This is a genomic window from Shewanella colwelliana (assembly GCF_001735525.1).
In the GTDB taxonomy this organism is placed as follows: domain Bacteria; phylum Pseudomonadota; class Gammaproteobacteria; order Enterobacterales; family Shewanellaceae; genus Shewanella; species Shewanella colwelliana.
Window position 1 is genome coordinate 127,900 of sequence record NZ_MCBT01000046.1, and the last position, 20,592, is coordinate 148,491.

Annotated in this window: 23 protein-coding genes; 13 read left to right on the top strand and 10 right to left on the bottom strand. The window is 45.6% G+C overall.

Translation table 11 applies throughout. The features are described 5' to 3' along the window. Positions 1-33: 33 nt before the first annotated feature. Positions 34-570 carry a DUF4136 domain-containing protein gene (locus tag BEL05_RS16065; protein ID WP_028762369.1) on the bottom strand — a complete coding sequence of 179 codons (537 nt, stop codon included), beginning with the start codon at positions 568-570 and terminating at the stop codon, positions 34-36. A 205-nt stretch (positions 571-775) separates the two neighbouring features. Here BEL05_RS16065 and BEL05_RS16070 point away from each other — a divergent pair, with 205 nt between their 5' ends. Next, entirely contained in the window at positions 776-1,054 is a 279-nt protein-coding gene (locus BEL05_RS16070) for a DUF1289 domain-containing protein (protein ID WP_069671789.1), read from the top strand. Here BEL05_RS16070 and BEL05_RS16075 read toward each other — a convergent pair. The 5 genes from BEL05_RS16075 to BEL05_RS16095 all read right to left on the bottom strand — a co-directional run bounded on the left by BEL05_RS16075 (position 1,051) and on the right by BEL05_RS16095 (position 5,383). Then, the gene (locus tag BEL05_RS16075) at positions 1,051-2,352 is read right to left on the bottom strand and encodes a sensor histidine kinase (protein ID WP_069671790.1); all 1,302 of its coding nucleotides are present in this window, start codon (positions 2,350-2,352) and stop codon (positions 1,051-1,053) included. The two genes, BEL05_RS16070 and BEL05_RS16075, sit on opposite strands and share 4 nt — an antisense overlap. A gap of 12 nt (positions 2,353-2,364) precedes the next feature. Beyond that, on the bottom strand, positions 2,365-3,078 hold the full coding sequence (locus BEL05_RS16080) for a response regulator (RefSeq protein WP_069671791.1): 714 nt from the start codon (positions 3,076-3,078) through the stop codon (positions 2,365-2,367). Beyond that, positions 3,078-3,488 carry a DUF3019 domain-containing protein gene (locus tag BEL05_RS21315; protein WP_259655961.1) on the bottom strand — a complete coding sequence of 137 codons (411 nt, stop codon included), beginning with the start codon at positions 3,486-3,488 and terminating at the stop codon, positions 3,078-3,080. Before BEL05_RS21315 ends, BEL05_RS16080 begins: the two co-directional genes overlap by 1 nt. 5 nt (positions 3,489-3,493) lie before the next feature. Then, complete coding sequence (locus tag BEL05_RS16090) at positions 3,494-4,372, bottom strand: MipA/OmpV family protein (protein WP_069671792.1); 879 nt, start codon at positions 4,370-4,372, stop codon at positions 3,494-3,496. A 174-nt stretch (positions 4,373-4,546) separates the two neighbouring features. Continuing rightward, positions 4,547-5,383 (bottom strand): LysR family transcriptional regulator, encoded by an 837-nt coding sequence (locus BEL05_RS16095; protein ID WP_028762364.1) that lies wholly within the window; start codon positions 5,381-5,383, stop codon positions 4,547-4,549. 180 nt (positions 5,384-5,563) lie between these two features. Here BEL05_RS16095 and BEL05_RS16100 point away from each other — a divergent pair, with 180 nt between their 5' ends. The 5 genes from BEL05_RS16100 to BEL05_RS16120 all read left to right on the top strand — a co-directional run bounded on the left by BEL05_RS16100 (position 5,564) and on the right by BEL05_RS16120 (position 11,830). Beyond that, positions 5,564-6,739 carry an acyl-CoA dehydrogenase gene (locus BEL05_RS16100; RefSeq protein ID WP_028762363.1) on the top strand — a complete coding sequence of 392 codons (1,176 nt, stop codon included), beginning with the start codon at positions 5,564-5,566 and terminating at the stop codon, positions 6,737-6,739. Between the two features lie 112 nt (positions 6,740-6,851). Next, positions 6,852-9,101, top strand: coding sequence for a dehydrogenase E1 component subunit alpha/beta (locus tag BEL05_RS16105; protein ID WP_069671793.1), 2,250 nt, complete (start codon positions 6,852-6,854; stop codon positions 9,099-9,101). Next, positions 9,101-10,192: an ACP S-malonyltransferase gene (locus BEL05_RS16110; RefSeq protein ID WP_028762361.1), complete on the top strand. Its 1,092-nt coding sequence runs from the start codon at positions 9,101-9,103 to the stop codon at positions 10,190-10,192. The genes BEL05_RS16105 and BEL05_RS16110 overlap by 1 nt, the downstream gene beginning before the upstream one ends. A 99-nt stretch (positions 10,193-10,291) precedes the next feature. Further along, positions 10,292-10,822, top strand: a complete 531-nt coding sequence (locus tag BEL05_RS16115) for a GNAT family N-acetyltransferase (protein WP_051412870.1) — start codon at positions 10,292-10,294, stop codon at positions 10,820-10,822. A gap of 444 nt (positions 10,823-11,266) precedes the next feature. Next, positions 11,267-11,830 (top strand): acetate uptake transporter, encoded by a 564-nt coding sequence (locus BEL05_RS16120; RefSeq protein WP_028762360.1) that lies wholly within the window; start codon positions 11,267-11,269, stop codon positions 11,828-11,830. A 75-nt stretch (positions 11,831-11,905) separates the two neighbouring features. On the opposite strand, the gene BEL05_RS16125 is transcribed toward BEL05_RS16120, so the two are convergent. Continuing rightward, the gene (locus BEL05_RS16125; RefSeq protein WP_373316142.1) at positions 11,906-12,580 is read right to left on the bottom strand and encodes a YiaD family glycine zipper/OmpA-like lipoprotein; all 675 of its coding nucleotides are present in this window, start codon (positions 12,578-12,580) and stop codon (positions 11,906-11,908) included. A 178-nt stretch (positions 12,581-12,758) separates the two neighbouring features. Beyond that, positions 12,759-13,244: a YcxB family protein gene (locus BEL05_RS16130; RefSeq protein ID WP_069671794.1), complete on the bottom strand. Its 486-nt coding sequence runs from the start codon at positions 13,242-13,244 to the stop codon at positions 12,759-12,761. A gap of 116 nt (positions 13,245-13,360) precedes the next feature. Between BEL05_RS16130 and BEL05_RS16135 the strand changes: the two genes are divergently transcribed. From BEL05_RS16135 to BEL05_RS16145, 3 genes are all read left to right on the top strand, one after another. Continuing rightward, positions 13,361-13,675: a TehB-like domain-containing protein gene (locus BEL05_RS16135; RefSeq protein WP_028762357.1), complete on the top strand. Its 315-nt coding sequence runs from the start codon at positions 13,361-13,363 to the stop codon at positions 13,673-13,675. Positions 13,676-13,891: 216 nt separating this feature from the next. Continuing rightward, positions 13,892-14,107, top strand: coding sequence for a hypothetical protein (locus BEL05_RS16140; protein ID WP_069671795.1), 216 nt, complete (start codon positions 13,892-13,894; stop codon positions 14,105-14,107). Between the two features lie 59 nt (positions 14,108-14,166). Continuing rightward, complete coding sequence (locus tag BEL05_RS16145; protein WP_069671796.1) at positions 14,167-14,412, top strand: hypothetical protein; 246 nt, start codon at positions 14,167-14,169, stop codon at positions 14,410-14,412. Positions 14,413-14,454: 42 nt separating this feature from the next. Here BEL05_RS16145 and BEL05_RS16150 read toward each other — a convergent pair whose 3' ends face one another. After that, a complete protein-coding gene (locus BEL05_RS16150; protein ID WP_069671797.1) occupies positions 14,455-14,880 on the bottom strand; it encodes a VOC family protein in 426 nt (141 codons plus the stop codon). A 38-nt stretch (positions 14,881-14,918) separates the two neighbouring features. Beyond that, positions 14,919-15,527, bottom strand: a complete 609-nt coding sequence (locus tag BEL05_RS16155; protein ID WP_069671798.1) for an NADPH-dependent FMN reductase — start codon at positions 15,525-15,527, stop codon at positions 14,919-14,921. A gap of 141 nt (positions 15,528-15,668) precedes the next feature. Here BEL05_RS16155 and BEL05_RS16160 point away from each other — a divergent pair, with 141 nt between their 5' ends. The 4 genes from BEL05_RS16160 to BEL05_RS16175 all read left to right on the top strand — a co-directional run bounded on the left by BEL05_RS16160 (position 15,669) and on the right by BEL05_RS16175 (position 20,535). After that, complete coding sequence (locus BEL05_RS16160) at positions 15,669-16,292, top strand: helix-turn-helix transcriptional regulator (protein WP_028762352.1); 624 nt, start codon at positions 15,669-15,671, stop codon at positions 16,290-16,292. Positions 16,293-16,304: 12 nt separating this feature from the next. Continuing rightward, positions 16,305-17,009, top strand: a complete 705-nt coding sequence (locus tag BEL05_RS16165) for a pseudouridine synthase (RefSeq protein WP_069671799.1) — start codon at positions 16,305-16,307, stop codon at positions 17,007-17,009. A 107-nt stretch (positions 17,010-17,116) separates the two neighbouring features. Then, complete coding sequence (locus tag BEL05_RS16170) at positions 17,117-18,082, top strand: LysR family transcriptional regulator (RefSeq protein ID WP_069671800.1); 966 nt, start codon at positions 17,117-17,119, stop codon at positions 18,080-18,082. A 158-nt stretch (positions 18,083-18,240) separates the two neighbouring features. Then, entirely contained in the window at positions 18,241-20,535 is a 2,295-nt protein-coding gene (locus BEL05_RS16175) for an OmcA/MtrC family decaheme c-type cytochrome (RefSeq protein ID WP_069671801.1), read from the top strand. Positions 20,536-20,592: the final 57 nt, after the last annotated feature.

The following is a 20,592-nucleotide window of genomic DNA, read 5'->3' on the forward strand; positions in this document are numbered from 1 at the left end:
GTGGGCTTAGCGAGTACGATAAGCCCATTAGGGTTATTTTTGTGGTGGGAACAGGGCCAAAATCGTTGCGACTGTTTTTTGAGTCTCTTCGGCTTTCTCATCGCCACCATTGTCAAAGTTAAATTTGTCGCTGCCACGCCAGATAAGGCGGTTGTTGCTGGTGTCGATAATATTAATCTGAATGGTTTGTATCTTAGCTGTGTTGCTGCCAACGGGTACACTAACACTGGTACCAAGGCTTACGCCCCCTGAACTTCCCCAGCTGCCAGTGCCCAAGCCGATTGAAACTCCAGAGTTCTTCGGCTTATCTTCAACTTTAAATGCATAGGTGACTTTAAATTGTGGATTTTCCTGCGTTTCTGCAAAACCTTTGGTGACTAATACAGCAGTAATGGCCGTCTCTACCCGTTTAGCGGTCAGCGGATCTGTGGTGTTTTCTGGCGTAAAAGTAGAGAACTGCTTAAGCTGATTAAAGTCATAGTTTGTGTCGTAGTCATAATTCGGCTTGGTCGCACAAGCTGTCAGCAGCAAACTTATTGCGAGAAGCGAAAGTCGGTGGATAATCTTCATAGTGAGTGACCAAATAGTATATCAATATAAATAAGGTGCAGTTATCAGCTTATTTATGCAAGATATTTTATGAATGAACTCATGAATAAAGTTTAGCCAGTTCTAAATAAATCAGTTATGTTTAAATTTAGACAATAAAGGGCCTGTGATAGGGGGCTAAAGTGTTATTAAAGTGTATAAAAGCAACAGCAAGCAAAGTTAGTCTATGGAGCAGTTAGAGTTTTTTGACATTCCCAGTCCCTGTATTGGTGTCTGTCAAACAGATGCTAGGGGCTACTGCAAAGGGTGCTTACGTAATCGTGATGAACGTTTTAACTGGTTACACTTCTCCGATGCACAAAAGTACGATGTGATACGTCTGTGTAAGCAGCGTAAGCGCAGACGTCAGCTTGCCTTGTTGAGGGCACGTAAGATTCAAATCCTTGAGGAGCGCGCAGCGGCAACACCCCATTTAGATTTTGATACCGACACCAGTTCAAATTAATGTTTCGAAATGGTCATCTTCTCTGATAGCCCTTTAACGACTCTGGGCCAACTTAGGGTAAATTTTGTCATGTTGGGTTCACTGTTCAGCTGCACTTTTCCGTTATGCCTTTCCATAATACGCTTGATAATCGCCAGCCCAAGTCCATGACCTTTATTTCCATTTTGCACCACTTTACTGCGGTAAAAGGGGTCAAAGATCTTAGCTTGATCTTCTGTCGCAATACCGGGACCATCATCAATGACCGAGAGGGTGACATTGCCACGTGATACAGACAGTTCGATGGTGATAGCCGTTGTCGCAAATCGCTGTGCATTAATGATCAGATTTTGCAGAGCCCGTTCAATGAGCGATGGGTCACCCATGACTTCAATCTTTTTAGGTTGCGGATTTAGTGTGATCGGCAGCCTATTTAACCCTTGTAATCGTGCTATGGTTTGCTGGGTTAGCTTAGACAAATCACAACGCTCAAATTGAATCGCTTTTCGCTGTGACTCTAAACTCGCGTAGGTGAGCAGTTCTTGAAGGAGGTTCTCCATCTCCTTAACATCTTGTTGCATCTCATCGAGAAACTCATTGCGGCGCTCAACATCCGAATCTGGGCGGCAGTATTGTGGCATGAGTGCTAAGGCAAATTTGAGTCGTGCCAAGGGGGTACGTATTTCGTGAGATACCGCATTGGATAGGTGTTTTTGATTTTCGATCAGCGCCCGAATATGTCTGGCCATTTCATTAAAGGTACTGGCCAACGGCTGCACTTGAGAGCGTGGCGATAGTTGTATCTGGGTGTCCCAGTTTGATTGTCCAAACTCTTTCGTCGCCAATCTCAAGATCTTCAAATCCCGCGACAGCGGCCAAACCCAGATCAGGGCAACAAAGGCCAATGAAAGGTAGAAAAATAGCGTGAATAGGCCTCTAAGTTGCTCTCTTGGGTCGATCTCTATCGGCCCCGCCATTAAAAATTGTTTGTCATCGACTGAGATAAAATGCAATTCATGTTCTTTGTCATGGGCGGCAACGAGAATTTGGTTACGGCTGATCGCTTCCTTGTCACCAAAGGCCACTTGATCACGATTAAGAAGTTGCAGAGGGTATGCCGGGTTATCATCGAGTTTATCGATAAAGCCTTGTCGCTGTTCCTCGGGGAATTGTGCGAGTAGCTGTGCAAAAGCGACCAGTGGTGCATCGGGTGCACCACTGTCGTCGACATTATTTTGCCAAATGCTGTCTAAGGTCCAGCCTATACCTAAAAAGCTGAGGCTTAATAGTAGGTATAGACTGATAAAGAGTCGTTTCACTTAACGTTCCGTTTAATTGTTCCAAGCTTCTGGTGCAAACAGGTAACCTTGGCCCCAGACAGTTTTTATTCTAAACGGTGTTTCGATGTTGTCGCCCAGTTTTTTACGTAGTCTTGAAATTCGCACGTCAATTTTACGGTCTTTGCCATCGAAATCTATGTTAAGCAGATACTGGTAAATATACTGACGGCTCAATACTTGGCCAGCTTGCGAGGCCAGTAACCAGAGTAGTTCAAACTCGTGACTGGTCAGATCCACTTCGGTATCGCCTAAGCGGATGGCTTGGGTGTGTGGATCTATGCTTAGTTTGCCAAAGGTTAAGCAGTGAGACTCTGCTTGCGGGGGTTTAGCGTTGCGGCGCAGTAGGTTGTTGATGCGAGCGACCAATAGGGCTGGGTCGACAGGTTTAACAACGTAATCATCAGCGCCTAACTCTAACCCTTTTATCTGATCTTCGTTTGAGCCGAGGGCACTCATTAATAAGATAGGGCCCGCAAAGTAATCGGGTAACTTTTCACACAGGGTTAGCCCATCCATTCCTGGGAGCATGATATCGAGTAAAATAATATCAGGCTTATAGTTGATAAGACGTGTGAGTACGGTATCACCGCGACGCTCGACTTCAACATGCATTCCATGCGACTTTAGGTAATCCACAATCAGATTTGCCAGACGAATATCATCCTCGACAAGTAACACTCTATGGGTTGATTGGGGTTCGGTCATTAGAATAGACTCCAAGGGTTGCGATAGCGTCGCCTCACTTGAGGTTCCGCTGTAGGGGTAACTTTCAATTTTACGCCAGCCAACGTTTGGTGGGTCTCCTTATCTACCATGACAAATTGGACATCTTTGTCGGTTAGCATGGCTAAGCTTAGCGAGTGTGTTGTTGGGCTGTCTGCACACCATTTAGTCAAACTCTCGTGGTCTGACATAATGCAAACGGTGGTTGGTGTATCGATTTCCCAGTTCAGCACCACAGTAAGGTCACAACTTTGCTCCTCGGCGGATGTGATGCAAAATTGAGGCGACAAAGTAATGCTAGCCTCAGAATCATTGTCTGCAGCTAAAGCACTATTAAAAAAAGAAATCAGAACAAAAACTGCCAGTAACAGCCTGTATGTCGTCAATAACACTCGGTTTAAAACCTATAGGCTGCGCCGACAAAGAAGGTGCTAGTGTTTTTCTCGTTGACTAAAGGACTGGCGACGATTTCATCGGCAAGTTCACTGTATCGAGCAAGAAAGATAAGTTCCCAGTGCTCATTTATTACATATTGAGTAGTCAATTCTAATCCTAAATTAGTCGCAGACGCTGCTTGAAATTTCTCACTCCAATAGACATTTTCGCTAGGTCGAACGCCGTAGTAATAGTTGACGACATCTTCACTTTTCCAGTCAGCCACCGCTGCTAGCTCAAATTTCCATTGTGCGATAGCAATGTTATATAGCCATTTTAGCTTTGCTTCCATGCCAGAATGCACGTCAAAAAGGTCATGGGCTACACTGAGATTGATTATACCAGCACGAGTGTAAATGAACGCTTCAACTCCGCCAAGAAGTGTAAAGTTTCTATCTTCTAAGTCATTGATCACAGGTTCAGCTTCCACACCAAAGGTACGGACTGTTCTTGCCACTGGCGTTGCACCCACGTTGAGCTGGTTGGTACCCGCGATAAAAATATTTGATGGGTCCCAACGGTAGAAATAAGCGCTATCGGCACTAAAGCTGGTGGTTAAATTAATCGTGAATTTTTCTTGTTCTGCTAAAGTGTAGCCAAGATTACCGTTATCGAAAAACCATTTGTCGCCATAATAGGCAATAGTGGGAGCAAGATATATAGGAATATCTTCGTAATTTTTAACGGGGTTAGATTTCACGCCGTAACCTAGTGCGATACCCAAATCCCAGCGTCCGACAGCAATACAGTCGCTATTCTCATCGCACATAGCAGCATCATTCGCCAAACTGGCAAATGGAAGAATTAGGGCTGTTAAAAGTAATACTGCAAGTTTCTTCATGATCTAGATTGATACACTTATTAAACAATTAACCTCTAGTATTACAGGTTACCATTGAAGCACTTTTTAAGCAGGTATTTCGTCGCTTTTGATGCAAAATGATACAGAGGCTGGCGAGCTGTAAACCTGTTTTAGCGAGTTTGTTGGGTCTCTCTTGTTAAATGTTAACTCTAGTTAGCTATAAAGTTTACAAACTTGTTGTAGCTGACGTTGTTGTTCGTTTAATGGCCGCTCTCTGGGGAGCGCGAGGCCAACGGTTCGCTGCAACTGAATATCTTGTATCGGTTTAAAAACGATATTTTTCTGTGCCAGTAAAGCAGGAAGCGCAGGTACAAGAGCCATCCCAACTCCAGCACTGACTAGGCCAACAGAATATTCAACGGTTTGAATGCGGGCTCTGACTTCCAGTTTGATCCCCTCTAGATCCATCAACTGTTGCAGATCGGCAAGGGCTTCGCAAGGGGCTCTATGGATAAAAGCTTGCCCATGAAGATCTCGCAATTGGAGTGATTTTTTTAGACTGATACTAAATGAGGGCGGGATTGCCAATAAGTAGTCATCATGCCAAATGGGGTGAAAGGCTTCATCAGACTTGAGCTGGCTAGTGGTGATAATTCGCCCATCACAGCTCTCATTGGCTTCAACCAGTGTTAGCTCCATATCAAGGCATGCATGGCTAAAATCCCTCAACAGCATGCTCATACGCTGTACCCCCAAAGAGTTGATTAACCCGAGTTTAAATGGCGTACGCGCTTGAGGTTCACTAAACAAGGCTTTTATCGCTTTGGATTCATTCAGTAGTTTTTGCGCTAAAGGATAAAGACGTACGCCAGATTCTGTGGGCGTGACCCCTTTGCCGTGGCGCTGGAATAACTGGGTATTGAGCTCTGCTTCTAGCTGACTTATCGCCGCTGAAATAGAGGGCTGCGCGATATAACACTTTTTGGCCGCCGCACTGATGGTGCCTTTTTCATAAACCGCGACAAAGTAACTCAATGCTCGTAGATTCATCTTTACCCTTACGTAAGATATAGAAAAAAACTATCAGTGATAAATAAAAAGAATATTTTTCCTAACCCAAAATTATGCCTATGCTAGTCAAATTAGCAAGAGATGAATAAGTCATAAATGGATCTCAATTACCATTCATCGACGCTACCCGATAATCATTAACAGGCAAGGAATAGTCCCATGGCTCGAGTGAATTTTGATTGGCAAGACCCGCTGCAGTTTGATGCGTTACTGAGCTCAGATGAGCGCATGATCCGCGATATGGTTCATGATTACGCTCAGGAAAAGTTGATGAGTCGTGTATTGATGGCCAATCGAAACGAAACCTTCGATCGTGAAATTATGAATGAACTTGGAGAGTTAGGATTGTTGGGGGCAACGCTGCCAGAGGAGTATGGCTGCGCGAATGCCAATTATGTCAGCTACGGTTTAGTGGCCAGAGAGATTGAGCGTGTCGACAGCGGCTATCGTAGTGCCATGAGTGTGCAGTCTTCTTTAGTGATGCACCCTATCTATAGCTATGGTAGCGAAGCGCAGCGGCAAAAGTATTTACCCAAACTCGCAAGCGGCGAGTGGGTGGGATGTTTTGGCTTAACCGAGCCAGATGTCGGTTCTGATCCTGGAGGTATGAAAACTCGAGCCGTTCGCACCGAAGGCGGTTATCGGATCAATGGTGCAAAGATGTGGATCACTAATTCACCCATCGCCGATGTCTTTATTGTGTGGGCCAAGCTTGATGGTGTGATCCGTGGCTTTATTCTCGAGAAGGGAATGAAAGGCTTAACAGCCCCTAAAATTGAGGGGAAATTTTCCCTGCGCGCATCTATCACCGGTGAGATTGTAATGGACAATGTCGAGGTCGGCGAAGAGGCATTGCTGCCTAATGTCGAGGGGCTGAAAGGCCCCTTCGGCTGTCTCAATAAAGCACGTTATGGCATCGCTTGGGGCGCGCTGGGCGCAGCCGAATTCTGTTGGCATGCTGCGCGCCAATACAGTTTAGACCGGATTCAGTTTAATCGACCTTTGGCGGCGACTCAGTTAATACAAAAGAAGCTCGCAGATATGCAGACTGAGATCACCATGGGATTGTTGAGTTGCCTGCAAGCGGGTCGATTAATGGATCAAGATGCACTGCCAGTCGAAGCCATCTCGTTAATTAAAAGAAACTCCTGTGGCAAAGCGTTAGATATCGCCCGCGTTGCAAGAGATATGCATGGTGGCAATGGTATTAGTGATGAGTTCCATGTCATTCGCCATGTGATGAATCTTGAAGCTGTGAACACCTATGAAGGCACCCATGACATTCACGCCTTGATCCTTGGCCGAGCACAAACTGGCATTCAGGCGTTTGGCTAAACAGTAAAACGGGCGATTATTCGCCCGTTTTCTTTTCAACACAGATGTCTATCTATCCGCTCATGATGTGGGTTGCGGAGGGATAATTGCCAGTACACAGGGGTAGAGTAGATTGGAAGATAGAGCTATCGCCCTCGATCGACAGTTTGTCGACAGGGTAATCAATCAAGACTTTTTATCGATAGAACAGGGGTGGGATCATCGTCGCTTAGGCTTAAGCGATGCCGATTTTATCGGATTGTTTGAATCACAAATTAAGAGCCGTTTGTTGGATCTTGAGTCACGGCAGATGCGTGCCCGAAATCAAGGCTTCTATACCATAGGTAGCTCGGGTCATGAGGGGAATGCCGCTTATGGCTTGGCACTGCGACCGACTGATATGGCTTTTTTACATTATCGCAGCGCTGCTTTTATGATTGAGCGCGGCCGCCATGTCGCTGGTGAGACGCAACTGTGGGATATGTTGTTGTCCTTTGCTGCATCAAGCGACGACCCAATCTCTGGCGGTCGTCATAAAGTGTTAGGTAGCAAGCGTCTCAATATTCCACCGCAAACATCAACCATTGCCTCACACTTGCCTAAAGCGGTCGGGGCGGCATTGAGTATTCCTCTGCTTGAGCGTTTAGATTTACACAGCGATCTGCAGCCACAGGGTATAGTCATGTGCAATTTTGGCGATGCGTCCGCTAACCATGCCAGTGCACAAACCGCAATTAATGCGGCGGGGTGGGCGGCGTATCAGCAAGTACCGCTGCCGCTGATGTTTGTATGTGAAGACAATGGCATCGGCATTTCAACGGCAACACCAAAAGGGTGGATAGCTGCCAATTTTAGTGCGCGTCCTGGTATCCAATATTTCGCTTGCGATGGACGCGACATTCTCGATACCTATCGTGTCAGTAAGCAAGCCGCAGACTATGCGCGTCAGCGGCGCAAGCCAGTATTTTTGCATGTGCGTACAGTGCGCTTAATGGGCCATGCCGGCAGTGATGCTGAAATAGCCTATCTGAAGAAACAGCAGATTTTAGATAACGAGGCCCAAGACCCATTACTTATCACCGCTAAACAGGTCATTGCTGCTGGGCTGTTGTCGCCTGAGCAGGTAGTAGCCCTGTATCAAACCACAAAAACACGTATAGCCGCGATTGCTGCGGTTGCAGTATCCCAGCAAAAGCTTGATTGTGTGCATAAAGCGATGAGTTCAATCGTGCCGCCATCCTTGGCACAAGGCAGTGAGAAAACACCGTTAAGTGATGAGCAGTATCTCAGTCTTTTCATTGCCGATAAGAATAGCATCGGAAAGCCTGTGCACATGGGGAAACTGATCAACTTTACACTGACTGAATTGATGGCACGGCAGCAAAATATCCTTGTGTGCGGTGAAGATGTTGGCAAAAAAGGCGGTGTTTACCATGTCACTTCACGCTTGGTTGAGCGTTTTGGTCCCAATCGAGTGATCAATACCTTGCTCGACGAAACGTCGATACTCGGCTTGGCTATAGGCATGGCGCATAAAGGCTTACTACCTATTCCAGAGATCCAGTTTTTAGCTTATGTGCATAATGCGGAAGATCAGATCCGCGGCGAAGCGGCCACTTTGCCATTTTTTTCCGATGGGCAGTTTACCAATCCCATGGTGATCCGTATCGCAGGACTGGGCTATCAAAAAGGGTTCGGTGGACATTTCCACAATGATAACTCTTTAGCGGTTTTTCGCGATATACCTGGGTTAATTTTAGCTTGCCCCTCTAATGGTGCCGATGCGATGGCCATGCTTAGGGAGTGCGTGCGAATGGCTGATGAGGAGCAAAGACTCATTATCTTTTTAGAGCCAATAGCACTATATATGACTAGAGATCTCCATGAGCCAGGTGACAACTTGTGGAGTGCTACGTATCAGCCACAAGCCACGGCAACCCGATTACCTTTTGGGGAGTTAGGTATTTATGGGACGGGCAAGTCGTTATGTATCATCAGCTATGGTAATGGGTTCTATCTGAGTCGTCAGGCTGAAAAGAGATTGGCAGCGCTGGGTGTTGCGTGCACTGTGATAGATCTTCGCTATCTCGCGCCATTGAATGAAGTGGCCATCGCCCAGCAGGCAGCCCAATGTCAGCATGTGTTAATTGTCGACGAATGTCGGCGCAGCGGCTCAGTGAGTGAGGCTATTACTACCTGTTTGTATGAGCAGCTTGGTGATGAATGTCCCAAACTTGCGCGCCTAACGGCAGAAGATTGTTTTATCCCTTTAGCTGACGCGGCAACTTTGCCGTTGCCCAGCCAGCAAAGCATTGTGACCGCAGCGCTAACATTGCTGGGTATTGATGAACAGATTAACTCCCCACGTTCGAAGGAAGCATAATGAGTCAAAATAATGCCGAAGGCACTGGTGCAGGCAAAAAGCACAGAGCACTGGTGGTTGCGCCAGGTCGGGGGTGTTACAACAAAGATGAGCTTGGTTATCTTAAACGGCATCATCAAGATAAGTTGGCGTTTATCGATAAGATTGACCAATATCGGCATGGCATAGGACAAAGAGGAATTGCTGAACTCGACGCACAGGCGAAGTACTCTTTCAAACTGCACACCCCTGGCGAAAATGCTTCAGCGTTGATTTATGCCTGTGCGATGGCCGATTTTATGGATATCGATACCGCAGAATATGAGGTTGTCGCAGTCACGGGTAACTCCATGGGGTGGTATATTGCCTTGGCGTTGGCTGGAGCCTTGCAGCCCGATGCTGCCATTAAGTTGATTAATACCATGGGCTCAATGATGAGTGACGGTCTAATTGGTGGGCAGTTGATCTACCCTGAGATGAATGAAGCTTGGCAAACAGATTTAACCGTCAGTCGCTTGGTTGATGACGTGATTAATCAAGTCAATCAAGCCTCGGGCTGCGAATTGTTTACCTCTATCTATCTCGGTGGTTACCGTGTGCTGGCAGGGAATGAGGCTGGGATGACGCTGGCTGAAACGTTGCTGCCGCGGATTGACGATAAATACCCGATGCGCTTGTATAATCACGGTGCTTTTCATTCGCCACTGCTCAGTGATATTTCGGATAAAGGGCGAGCGGCGTTGCCTGAGTCACTGTTTAACGCACCAAGGGTTTCTTTGGTTGATGGACAAGGGAAAATCTGGTCGCCATATAGTACGGATACGACCGCATTATATGATTATACCTTAGGTAAGCAAGTGATTGAACCTTATGACTTTTCCAAGGCGATCGCAGTTGCTGTCAAAGAGTTTGCTCCAGATAAAATAATTGTTCTGGGTCCGGGTAACACCTTAGGGGGACCTGTTGCTCAAGCGTTAATCCAGCAGCAGTGGTTTGGCTGGCAGGATAAAACCGATTTCAGCGCCGCGCAACAGGCTGCTCCTCGATTAATTGCTATGGGTCATGATAAGCAGCGTTTTCTGGCTACATCCCATGATATCGAGACGTGCTAGGTTCTTGCGATAGTGACACTTTATTGTACTTAAGGGATAGCAATTGATATTAAGCACATTATGATAGAAGTTTGAAGTTATGATCGATATAGGTGGTTTGTGTCCCAATTACATTGTCAATCTAGTGAGCCTGCTGGGTTAACCGTTCGTCATAGTGGCGCGAATGATATTCAGGCTATTTGCCAGTTGTATGCCCAGCCCAGTTGTTATGCTGGCACGTTGCAGCACCCATTTCCCTCATTAGATAGCTGGCAGAAACGTTTGGAAAGTCTGCCGGAAAATAGTTACAGCTTAGTGGCTGAGCTAGAGGGAAGGCTTGTTGGTCAAATCGGCATGGAGGTTTTTAGTCGCCCAAGGCGCAAGCATGTTGCCAATATTGGCATGGCAGTGTGCGAATTAACCCGAGGTAAAGGTATTGGCAGTCAGTTGCTTAAAGCGATTATCGACTTGGCGCAAAACTGGCTTGCAGTCACTCGCATAGAGCTTGAAGTTTATACCGATAATGTCGCTGGTATCGCGCTGTATGAGCGCCATGGCTTTGTCATTGAGGGCACGGCTAAACAGTATGCCTTTAGAAACGGTGTCTATGTTGATGCCTATTTAATGGCACGCATTAGTCCACTTGGATAACTGATCTAGATCAGGTCTAGCTAGGGTTTCTTTGCGGGCGTTATAAAGTGAGGGGTGGCTCTCACTTATGTGGCGTTAGTAGATGTCGCTCGCAATAATGGTGCTTGCTGAATTATCCTTTGCTGTTATTAAGCCTGTGACCTAACGGCTATTGTGGTTTGCGTCTCGTTTCGCCTTGTTTTTGTGATGTGGCCACCTTTTGGTGCGCCTTTAAAACTATCTTGCTGAATTTAAACAGATATTTTACAAAATTTGATTCTTTATTTTGCTACACCTCCTCAATATCTATCTAACTATCTGTATTAAATAGGTATTTTCGTTTCGACTTAGATTGCTGCTACGCATATTGCCTGCTTGTTAGCCTTGCTCTAGAATCCGCCGCTTGCTGAGTGCAGCCCTTTTGGCTACACGACTTTCGCTTGATATTTCCACTAGGGGAACTTGATGTCTACAAAATTGGCTAACCCAGCGCCGTTAGGGCTTATGGGTTTTGGCATGACCACTATTTTACTTAATATCCACAATGCGGGATATTTTCCGATTGATGCGATGATTCTAGCCATGGGGATTTTTTATGGCGGTATAGGTCAAGTGATTGTGGGCATTATGTGTTTCATGCGTGGCGATACTTTTGGCACAACTGCATTTACCTCTTACGGGCTTTTTTGGCTGACGTTAGTTGGGCTTATATTAATGCCTAATGCAGGGATCGCTGCTAGCCCTAGTCACTTTATGGGCTGGTATTTGGCACTGTGGGGAACCTTTACCGCATTCATGTTTGTTGGGTCTTTGCGCTATCCTCGTGCTAAGCAATTTGTGTTTGCGTCATTGACCCTGTTGTTTTTCCTATTAGCGGCAAGAGATTTTACTGGTAGTGAATTGATCGGCACTATTGCAGGCTTTGAAGGCATTATTTGTGGGGCGAGTGCCATTTACTTTGCAATGGCGCAAGTGATTAATAATGAGTTTGGGCGCACCATTTTGCCTATCGGTGAGCTTAAACGCTAATTAATAAGTCGTGAGTCACTGAAATTAGTTCTATAAAAAAGGCTGCTCAATGCAGCCTTTTTTATGAATCATGGCCTAGTTTTTAGCGATAGGGCTTAAGATGATCTCAACACGGCGGTTTTGAGCACGACCCGCTTTAGTGTCGTTACTGGCAATAGGGCGAGACTCGCCCATGCCATGAGAGGCGATGCGTTGGTTAGCAATCTGTTGTGACGCTAGGTAATTTGCCACTTCGCTTGCGCGCACTTGAGATAGGCGAAGGTTGTAAGATTCGCTGCCAGAGCTATCAGTAAAGCCCATGATATTGAGTTTGGTTTCATCATACTCTTTACCCACTAAGGCAACACTGTTAAGTACTTGCTTAGCACGGTCACTGAGGTGTGATTGATCGACACCAAAAGTGATCTCATTAGGCATATTGAGAATGATATCATCGCCGCTACGGGTAACACTTACGCCTGTTGATTGCAGCTGCTTACGCAACTCTGCTTCTTGCACGTCCATATAGTAGCCAATACCACCGCCAACTGCCGCTCCCGAGGCCGCACCGATCAAGGCGCCCTTACCGCGATCGCTTTTGCTGGAGGAGGCCACTCCAATTGCTGCGCCTGCAATAGCACCAATAATCGCGCCATTGGTTGCTTTAGCATTTTGGCTTTCATTGGTGTAAGGATTGGTGGTTTGACAGGCAGAGAGCAAAAGGCTTGCGCTGACGATCATCCCGATGAGCGAGAGTTTATTGTTATGCATAGAGACCCCAAACGATACGCGGTGGCGCATCATTTATCTGTATTGACTAGAATGGTCGCGATTGTCGCATTTATGTTGCAAGGCATTAAGCAGATTATGCTTGTCGCTGTTTAACTGATGGTAAATTAGCCACATATCGCTGGCGAACATATGGTTTCACCAGCGAATTTACCTATTATTAGTTTTGCTGCGATCCCTGTATGTTACGGATAAACTCGCAAGCGGGTTGGTCGAGGTAGCGCTTGGAGATGTAGCTTTGGCTGCGTGCTTTAGTGATAAGAAACCCTTGTTCGGTCTCTTTTATCTGGTCCATTTCATCCCACAACACCTTAGTGTCAACATAAAGTGATTTTGTGGTTATTCCCAGCTCGTCTATGGTTAGGTCCACTTCATTACCTGCCGCTTTACTCCACATCTGGCGCAGTAGCCACCATGGGCGTTTGAATTTGATACTCAGGCCTTCGAGAAAACCTAAACCGATAATAAACCAAGATGCGTAGTTATTCGCACCGGTCAGCAGCAGCGCTGTGCCGATAACAATAAAGATGATGGCCTTGGCATACACTTTTTTCGACGGATTAGAGGGAACTGATTCATCGAAACATTCACTATAGTAGGACTTGTCGAGAATAAATTGTGTGGTATAGCGAAAAGAAGTGTCCATTAAAGTCACTCATTTGAAAAATTGTCCTTAGTGTAATGACAATAGAATTTTGTGCAAATTTATACTAGCTTTAAAGTTTGAAATGTTAAATCTGTTAGATCGCCAGGGAGCTTGTGATGTCATTTGTACCAAAGGGATATGTAAAGTGCCAAAAGACGCAAGTATTTGCCGTTAACTCTATCCCAGCTATCTATCGTGAGCGTCACTTTACTCGTCGCGGGGTATACGAGCAGATCCATGTTATTCGTGGTGAACTGATGTTTTACGGCTACAAAGACAAGGAAGGCGATGTTGAGCGAGAGGTAAGATTAAAAGCCTCTGAAACCGCGATCTCTCATCCTGAATATTGGCACAGTATCGCACCGTTAACCGACGATACTCAGTTTGAGATTCATTTCTATATAAAACCAGAAGCCTTAAACAACCCTTAAACAACCGCTTAGCCAAGCAAGGTTTAGCTTAAGTTTTCTTTGTGGCCACCTCTGCCTAACTTTTCTTCAACCTTTCCTTTTGCTGATTGGTAGAAATGGTGGCAGATGAACGCTGCGTTAACAATCATTAACATGACTCTTACAATTAGCCTGGTTAGAGTGCTGGCTAATCACTGTTCAACTTATTCTATCAACACTACTCGCTAAGGAAAGCCGATGACTGTTAATCAAGCCAATAAAGCCCAGCAAACCAAAGCTAAGTCGAGTGTAAAACACGAGAAATTTAGCTGGATGGATATTGTTGAAATGGATACCCATTTTGCGTTGTTTCAATCCATGAGGCGTTCTAAGACGCTGACCATAATGGTTATTATCGGTATGGTTTTAGCCGCTGGATTTGTGTTTTTTCTCTATAAAATGGCTGGTCATTAGGTGCAGCGACTGGCAATAGGGCGATAGACTCACAAAGGTTTAATGAAAGGAAGATGTTTATGGTTGCAGGCTTTGTTACTGAACTCTTTATCTGGTTCTTTTGGGAGTTATTGCTCTCATTTGTGCTCTATACCACCGGCGCAGTAGTGCTTGCGGTATTCTCATTTGGTCGGATACAAAAACCACTCTATTGGCCAGCAATGTTCCATCATGAAAAGCGTTTAGCCAAAAATGACTTTTATAGCGTTTACCTAAGTGGGTTTTTCTTTTATTTAGTCCTCTTTGCCTTGATTGTATGGCTGTAACTCTTGGGTTGAGTTAACCAAACAATCTTGGCAAGGCTTCTGCTAGGCGGCTTCGTAGTGATTGCGCTGCGCTGGCAGATCACTTAAATATTGAACAAACTCTACCTCATAGCCGTTGGGGTCAATAAAATAGACATTGCGTCGATGTGGATTGACTGCCCCATCTTTATCTACAGCAAAGCCTTCATCCGCTAAACGTTGGATCACAGCCTCGATGTTGTCGGTGACAAAAGCAAAGTGCGCTAAGCCAACTTGGTGGCCGGTTAAGTCTCTATTTTCTCCTTCTCCATCATCATTGAAGGCAAGGTATTGATAGTCATCGCCAAAATGAACCCAGCTTCGAGGTTTGCCGTACCAATTCCCTTGCCCACCCCCTCTAATATGCCAGTGGGGAAACGCGGCGCGATAAAAGCTTAGTGTATGGTCAATATCGGTCACGACTAGGTTGATGTGCTCTAGGTGAATCATGGTTTAACTCCTTATTTTATTGTTTATATGTGGTGGTGTTACATACCATAAGCGTATTCTTGCTGCTTGGGATAAGCGCGATTTTGATGTGCATCTCTAATGGATAGCAGTGCACCGCTGTATTGGTGGAGCATATAGAGGCTGTAATCTATGCGTGATCTTAGGTCTTCATCGCGCGGGTTGACTGGCAGGTCACTGTCTAATACTTGCTGGACATTCCGTATGATGAGGTGATCAGGAATAGGGACGATTTTATTGTTCTTTAGCGCATTCATTTTCAGCTCGGCAATGGGATAGGCGCCGCTTATTCCACTCGATACCGCGACAAGTAATGCAGGCTTATGCGCCGTGTTTTGTCCATCAATCATTAAAAGAAAGTTCTTTAATAGCGGAGAGGCCATTCCGCCCCATTCTGGTGTGATAAGGACGAGGGCGTCAGCGTGCTTAACTTGCTGGTTGAGTGTCTCAAAGCCACTGCCATTAAGTGATTTAGTTCCACTATCACCATCCCAAAAAGGCAGGTTAAATCGACACAGTTCAAAGTGAGACACTGACGTGAAGCCGTGGTCTTGGCGGGCAATATACTGTGCTACTTTAGCACTTTGTGATGCGGTTCTCTGACTGGCACTGATGATAAGCAACTTCATAAAGTAAACCTTTTTGTTTATTTAATATTTGTAAGGTAAATGTTTTACTTAAGTTTGTAAAGAGTAAAGTAAATAAAAAAGTTTACTTAATTGCTGGATCGGTAATAATGTCACCATGAACAAGCCTGTGCGGAGTATTAGGTGTCAAAAAAAACCAGTGAGAAAATTGTCGACTATCTAAAGATCAATGGCCCAACAACAGCCAAGGTGCTGGCACAATGTTTTAGCTTAACCACAATGGGGGTGCGCCAGCATCTTCAAGCATTGGAAGATGATGGCCTGTTGTCTGTCGAAGATAGAAAGGCGAGCCGCGGGCGTCCAACACGTTATTGGGCGCTGACCGAAAAAAGCCACCCACTGTTTCCGGATCGCCATGATGAACTGACCAGTCAACTGATTGAGTCGGTGAGAGTCGTATTTGGTGATGGCGGATTGGACAAACTGATTAGTCACAGGGAGGCAGCCAGTCAACAGCTCTATCATCAAGCGCTGGATGGCCATGAAACGATTCGAGATAAGCTTGATGCATTGGCACAATTACGCACTCAAGAGGGCTATTTAGCGACGGTAGAGATCGATGAAAATAGCTTTTGGTTACTAGAAAATCACTGTCCGATTTGTGCTGCTGCCACAGTATGTGCGGGGTTTTGTCGCTCAGAGTTACAACTTTTTCAACACTTATTTAAAGGCATGGCTGTGGTGTCCAGAGAGGAGCATATTATTGAAGGTGCACGCCGCTGTGCCTATAAGGTGGTGCCATGTTAATCTGGTTAACCGATGGAATCTAAGCGTTTTCGGTTAGACCGCTTTATTAGTGGCAAGCTGCAGATACCCAAAAAACAGATACGGCCCATGCTTGCTGCGGGGCGCGTGCGAGTCGATGGTATTATCGCCCGCGATATGGATCAAATTGTGGATCAATTTTCCCATGTGGTGGTTGATGATATCACGCTGCAACAGCACAGTGCTCACTACATCATGTTGCACAAGCCGATTGGTGTAGTGTGTGCGACCAAAGATGAGCAGCACACCACGGTTATGGAGCTACTTCCGGCTAACTCACCTCAAGATCTGCATATTGTTGGACGCTTAGATCTCAACACCTCCGGACTGGTGTTGCTGACCAATGATGGTCATTGGTCTCGGCAATTGATGTCACCGACACAAAAGATCCCTAAGCAGTATCTGGTTACTCTAAAACATCCCCTGACGCCCGCTTATATTGAGGCATTTACTAAAGGTTTTTACTTTGAGTATGAGGATATTACCACTCTGCCCGCCGAGTTGCAGATCTTAGGGCCAAACCGGGCATTGGTGACGCTCTACGAGGGCAAATATCATCAAATAAAACGAATGTTTGGCCGCTTTAGAAATCAAGTCATGGCACTGCATCGCATTGCTGTGGGCAATATCGTGTTAGATGAAAACCTACAGTCAGGGCAGAGTCGGCCACTCACTAAAGCAGAACAGGATTATTTTTAAAACACAGTTTTTTGTGAGAGCTTAATCATTGTATGAGTAAGGGCTATTTATTACCTTGTAAAAATTGTGTTATATCTATTAGATAATTCAAATTAACTTGGGCCCTTATGACCAGTCAGACATTAAAGAAGATCCGTGAACTCGATGTTTTTTGCTTGATGGTTTTTAAGGTCATTTTTCAAACGGGCCATGCAAATATTGCGGCGAAGCAACTTAATGTCTCTGCGCCTAAAATTAGTCGTTGCTTGAACATGTTAAGAGCGACATTTAATGATGAACTGTTTTACCGGCGCCAATTAGGGCTGAAACCCACTCCTCTAGCAGAATCTCTGTTTGAACCCATTTGTCAATTTTGTGACTCAGTCTTAAAGATAGAGCAGTCGATGGCAGATAAAGGCTTAGAACATACGCGCGATAGCCTTAAAATTGCCGTAACCCCAAGCATTATGGCTAGCCTCTCTCTAACTTATGCACGCAGTAACGAGCGCACAAATATTGGCCGCGTGCAGTTCATCTTATGGGACAGCGATTCTGCTGATTTGATTCATAATGGAGAGGTTGATTTGGGGGTCGCATTTGATCCCTGTGACGACCACGTGTTGTGCAGTGAACCCGTTGCCAGCTTGTCGCACATCTGCATTGCAGCAAACGAGGAGCACGATATCTGGTTAGTACCCGATGGCGTGACACTCGAAGAGGTCTGCAAATACCCATTTTTATGTCTCAACAGTAAAGGCTTCAATGATAAGCTTGACCCGTTAGAGGTGTTCGCTCGTCAATCAGGTATAGAGATAAAAAATATTGAGCGTGTGGGATCAAGAGATGAGTGGTACAGCAATATCCTCACCATGCACTCGTTGGCCTTTCTCAGCTGCTCAGAGGCGGCTATTTGTGGCTCTTTACCCGGTATTAAAGTGATGCCGCTAAGCGACGCTGAAGTGGCGCGATTACACGGTGAAAGCATGGCCCCACAGTACTTACTGATTGAAGCTCCCGAAGATTACCGTCGCTATTCCAACGATCAAAGATCATTATTTATTCAGTTAATCAAGCAGCTAGTATCAAAAAGTTGATTTCAATTATTGAAATTCACTATTTCACATCTTGAAATTTCTGTTAATGAATCTTTAAATTGTTGTCACAAGTTGGAATCAAATTTATAACATTCAAGCGTATCTCCCTTATATTTGGTGTACTGCAATAGCAGAAATACCAAGAAAGGGATATGGCGATGAAAAAAAATAATAGATCCTTATTAGCCATGGCACTGGTTTGTGCCATGGGTTTGAGCGCATGTGGTAGTGATGGCGAAGATGGTAAAGATGGTGCACCAGGAACCCCTGGTACACCCGGAACGCCTGGTACTCCAGGAGCACCTGCGGGTGCAACTGTTGATACCGTCACCACCGCAGCGGACTTTATGTTAACCCTACAACCTGCAGATATCGTAGTAGTTGGAGCTGATGACTTCACTATTAAGTTCACTGCAACTGGTAAAAATAGCAAAGGAGATGATGTTCCATTTACAGGCCTTGATAAAGTGGCGTTGTATGTCACCAATCTGGTTGCAAACGACACTGATACTGGCGCGCCAATGTTGTGGTCTAACAATGCATTGGTCAATGAGTTTGGCTCTAGCATGTACTGTACCCCAACAGGTAAAGCCACAGCGCGTGGTGGTGCAGAAGTTGACGCGTGTACCTTAGTTGAAGACGCAGAAAACCCAGGGACTTATATGGGCTCTTGGGAACATGATGGTAATGCGCCTGTTGTCAGTGCCGACGGCGATCCAAACAGCTTATTCAGAGTCATGGTTCGTACGTATAACATAACTGATGCTACGGGTGTTGGTATTGGTGACAAGTTACTATCGACTCCTCTTGATTTCACTCCTGCAACCGGTGAGCTTGCCGTTTCTACCAAAGACTCAGTATCAAACGCGGCCTGTATTCAGTGTCACAGTGAGCTAACGGGTTACGGTGAAGGCGATATGCGTATCGCAAATATCGGCGCACACCATAACTATCAGAAAGTTGAAAACTGTATTACTTGTCATAACCCAGCTTACGCTGGTGGACAGGATGATCCAGAAAAAGGCTTTAATGCTAACTGGAATGCAATGATCCATACCATCCATGCTGGTGGCGTACTTGCTGAAGATGGCTTGTTAGTGGGTGATGCATTAGATGAGTTTGCTGGGGTTCACTTCCCTGCTGAGCTAAGTGAATGTACCACTTGTCATGATAACGGTACGCAGTGGAACGACAACATCTATGCAGAAGCTTGTCTCTCTTGCCATATGAATGTTGACTTAGCCACGGGTGAGAATCACCGCGGTATCATTCCTGGTAGCGATGCGGCCTGTTCTGGTTGTCATGGTGCAGGAAGTTTGAGCCCAATGGTTGCTCATAATGTGGGTGGTCGTGATAAGGTCTCTGATGCATTTGCCTTCGACTTTACCTCTGCCGTGGTTACAGCAACGGCTGACCCTGCAGTATCGACTTTGACCGTTATGGCTAACGTGACACTTAATGGCGCAGCAGTGGCTGATGGTACTGACTTTAGTGAATACATGACCAGTACTCGTCGTGGATTGCTAATTGGTAATCTTGACGCTGATGGAACACCGACTCGTGGTTTAGGTATGTCAGTGATCAGTGATGTCGTGAGTTTGTCTGGCGGTGTATTGACTGTTGCTAAAGATTTTGATGCAACGCGTTTAATGGGTCCTATCTACGTGACGGCTGAAGTTCAAGTCTGTGCAGAAGGCGATATGGTTGTTAAATGTACCACAAATACAGATGGTGACATTGAGCAGCTTGGTGTAGCCAATAGCGCGCCAATCAAGTACTTCAATTTGTCAGACCCGACTGCTGCAACAGTAATTGCTCGTATGGACGATCCTGACCGTGTCACAGTGAGCGAAGCTCAGTGTAATACTTGCCATGGTAACCTAACACATGTGAAAGGGACTCACGGCGCGACTGAGTTCACCCAATGTATGGATTGCCATAATAATACGTGGTACGGATCTTTCCATGGTGATGTTGCTTACGATACAGGTGAAGTTGATGCCGATGGCGATCCAATCTTTGCCAATGTACCAGGTCTAACCTTTAGTAACCGTGATCTTGTTACTGTAGCTCACCGTTTCCACAGTGGTTCGTGGGATGGCGGCGGAATCTACTTTGATAAGAATATGGAAACTGTTGGCTACCCAGCGCTTGCAACAGACTGCCAAGCTTGTCACAAAGAAGGTGCTAAATTGTTTGCCGCTGATGGTGGATTAACTTCTGGCAAACGTGCAATTAAGGTGAGTGCAACAGAGTATATCTCACCTATCGCAGAATCTTGCCGCTCTTGCCACATTCAAGGTTCAGCGCTTGCGCACTTTGAAAGCAATGGTTCTTATGTTGAAGGTTCACCTGCTACAACGGCTGACCTACCAGTAGAATCTTGTGCAACGTGTCACGCCGAAGGTAAAACATACGGTGTTGATAAAGTCCACATGGGAGGCGGACACTAGATAATACTTAGATATATTATCTAGATAATAATAGTTCTCTTAAGGTGGGCTCACCCC

Bases quoted from the DNA above. Each gene is read 5' to 3' on its own strand.
- BEL05_RS16095 (WP_028762364.1), bottom strand. From the start codon at position 5,383: ATGAATCTACGAGCATTGAGTTACTTTGTCGCGGTTTATGAAAAAGGC.
- BEL05_RS16145 (WP_069671796.1), top strand. From the start codon at position 14,167: ATGGTTGCAGGCTTTGTTACTGAACTCTTTATCTGGTTCTTTTGGGAG.
- BEL05_RS16150 (WP_069671797.1), bottom strand. From the start codon at position 14,880: ATGATTCACCTAGAGCACATCAACCTAGTCGTGACCGATATTGACCAT.
- BEL05_RS16170 (WP_069671800.1), top strand. From the start codon at position 17,117: ATGACCAGTCAGACATTAAAGAAGATCCGTGAACTCGATGTTTTTTGC.
- BEL05_RS16175 (WP_069671801.1), top strand. From the start codon at position 18,241: ATGAAAAAAAATAATAGATCCTTATTAGCCATGGCACTGGTTTGTGCC.
- BEL05_RS16120 (WP_028762360.1), top strand. From the start codon at position 11,267: ATGTCTACAAAATTGGCTAACCCAGCGCCGTTAGGGCTTATGGGTTTT.
- BEL05_RS16090 (WP_069671792.1), bottom strand. From the start codon at position 4,372: ATGAAGAAACTTGCAGTATTACTTTTAACAGCCCTAATTCTTCCATTT.
- BEL05_RS16140 (WP_069671795.1), top strand. From the start codon at position 13,892: ATGACTGTTAATCAAGCCAATAAAGCCCAGCAAACCAAAGCTAAGTCG.
- BEL05_RS16165 (WP_069671799.1), top strand. From the start codon at position 16,305: ATGGAATCTAAGCGTTTTCGGTTAGACCGCTTTATTAGTGGCAAGCTG.
- BEL05_RS16125 (WP_373316142.1), bottom strand. From the start codon at position 12,580: ATGCATAACAATAAACTCTCGCTCATCGGGATGATCGTCAGCGCAAGC.
- BEL05_RS16110 (WP_028762361.1), top strand. From the start codon at position 9,101: ATGAGTCAAAATAATGCCGAAGGCACTGGTGCAGGCAAAAAGCACAGA.
- BEL05_RS16130 (WP_069671794.1), bottom strand. From the start codon at position 13,244: ATGGACACTTCTTTTCGCTATACCACACAATTTATTCTCGACAAGTCC.
- BEL05_RS16070 (WP_069671789.1), top strand. From the start codon at position 776: ATGGAGCAGTTAGAGTTTTTTGACATTCCCAGTCCCTGTATTGGTGTC.
- BEL05_RS16065 (WP_028762369.1), bottom strand. From the start codon at position 570: ATGAAGATTATCCACCGACTTTCGCTTCTCGCAATAAGTTTGCTGCTG.
- BEL05_RS16135 (WP_028762357.1), top strand. From the start codon at position 13,361: ATGTCATTTGTACCAAAGGGATATGTAAAGTGCCAAAAGACGCAAGTA.
- BEL05_RS16080 (WP_069671791.1), bottom strand. From the start codon at position 3,078: ATGACCGAACCCCAATCAACCCATAGAGTGTTACTTGTCGAGGATGAT.
- BEL05_RS16100 (WP_028762363.1), top strand. From the start codon at position 5,564: ATGGCTCGAGTGAATTTTGATTGGCAAGACCCGCTGCAGTTTGATGCG.
- BEL05_RS16155 (WP_069671798.1), bottom strand. From the start codon at position 15,527: ATGAAGTTGCTTATCATCAGTGCCAGTCAGAGAACCGCATCACAAAGT.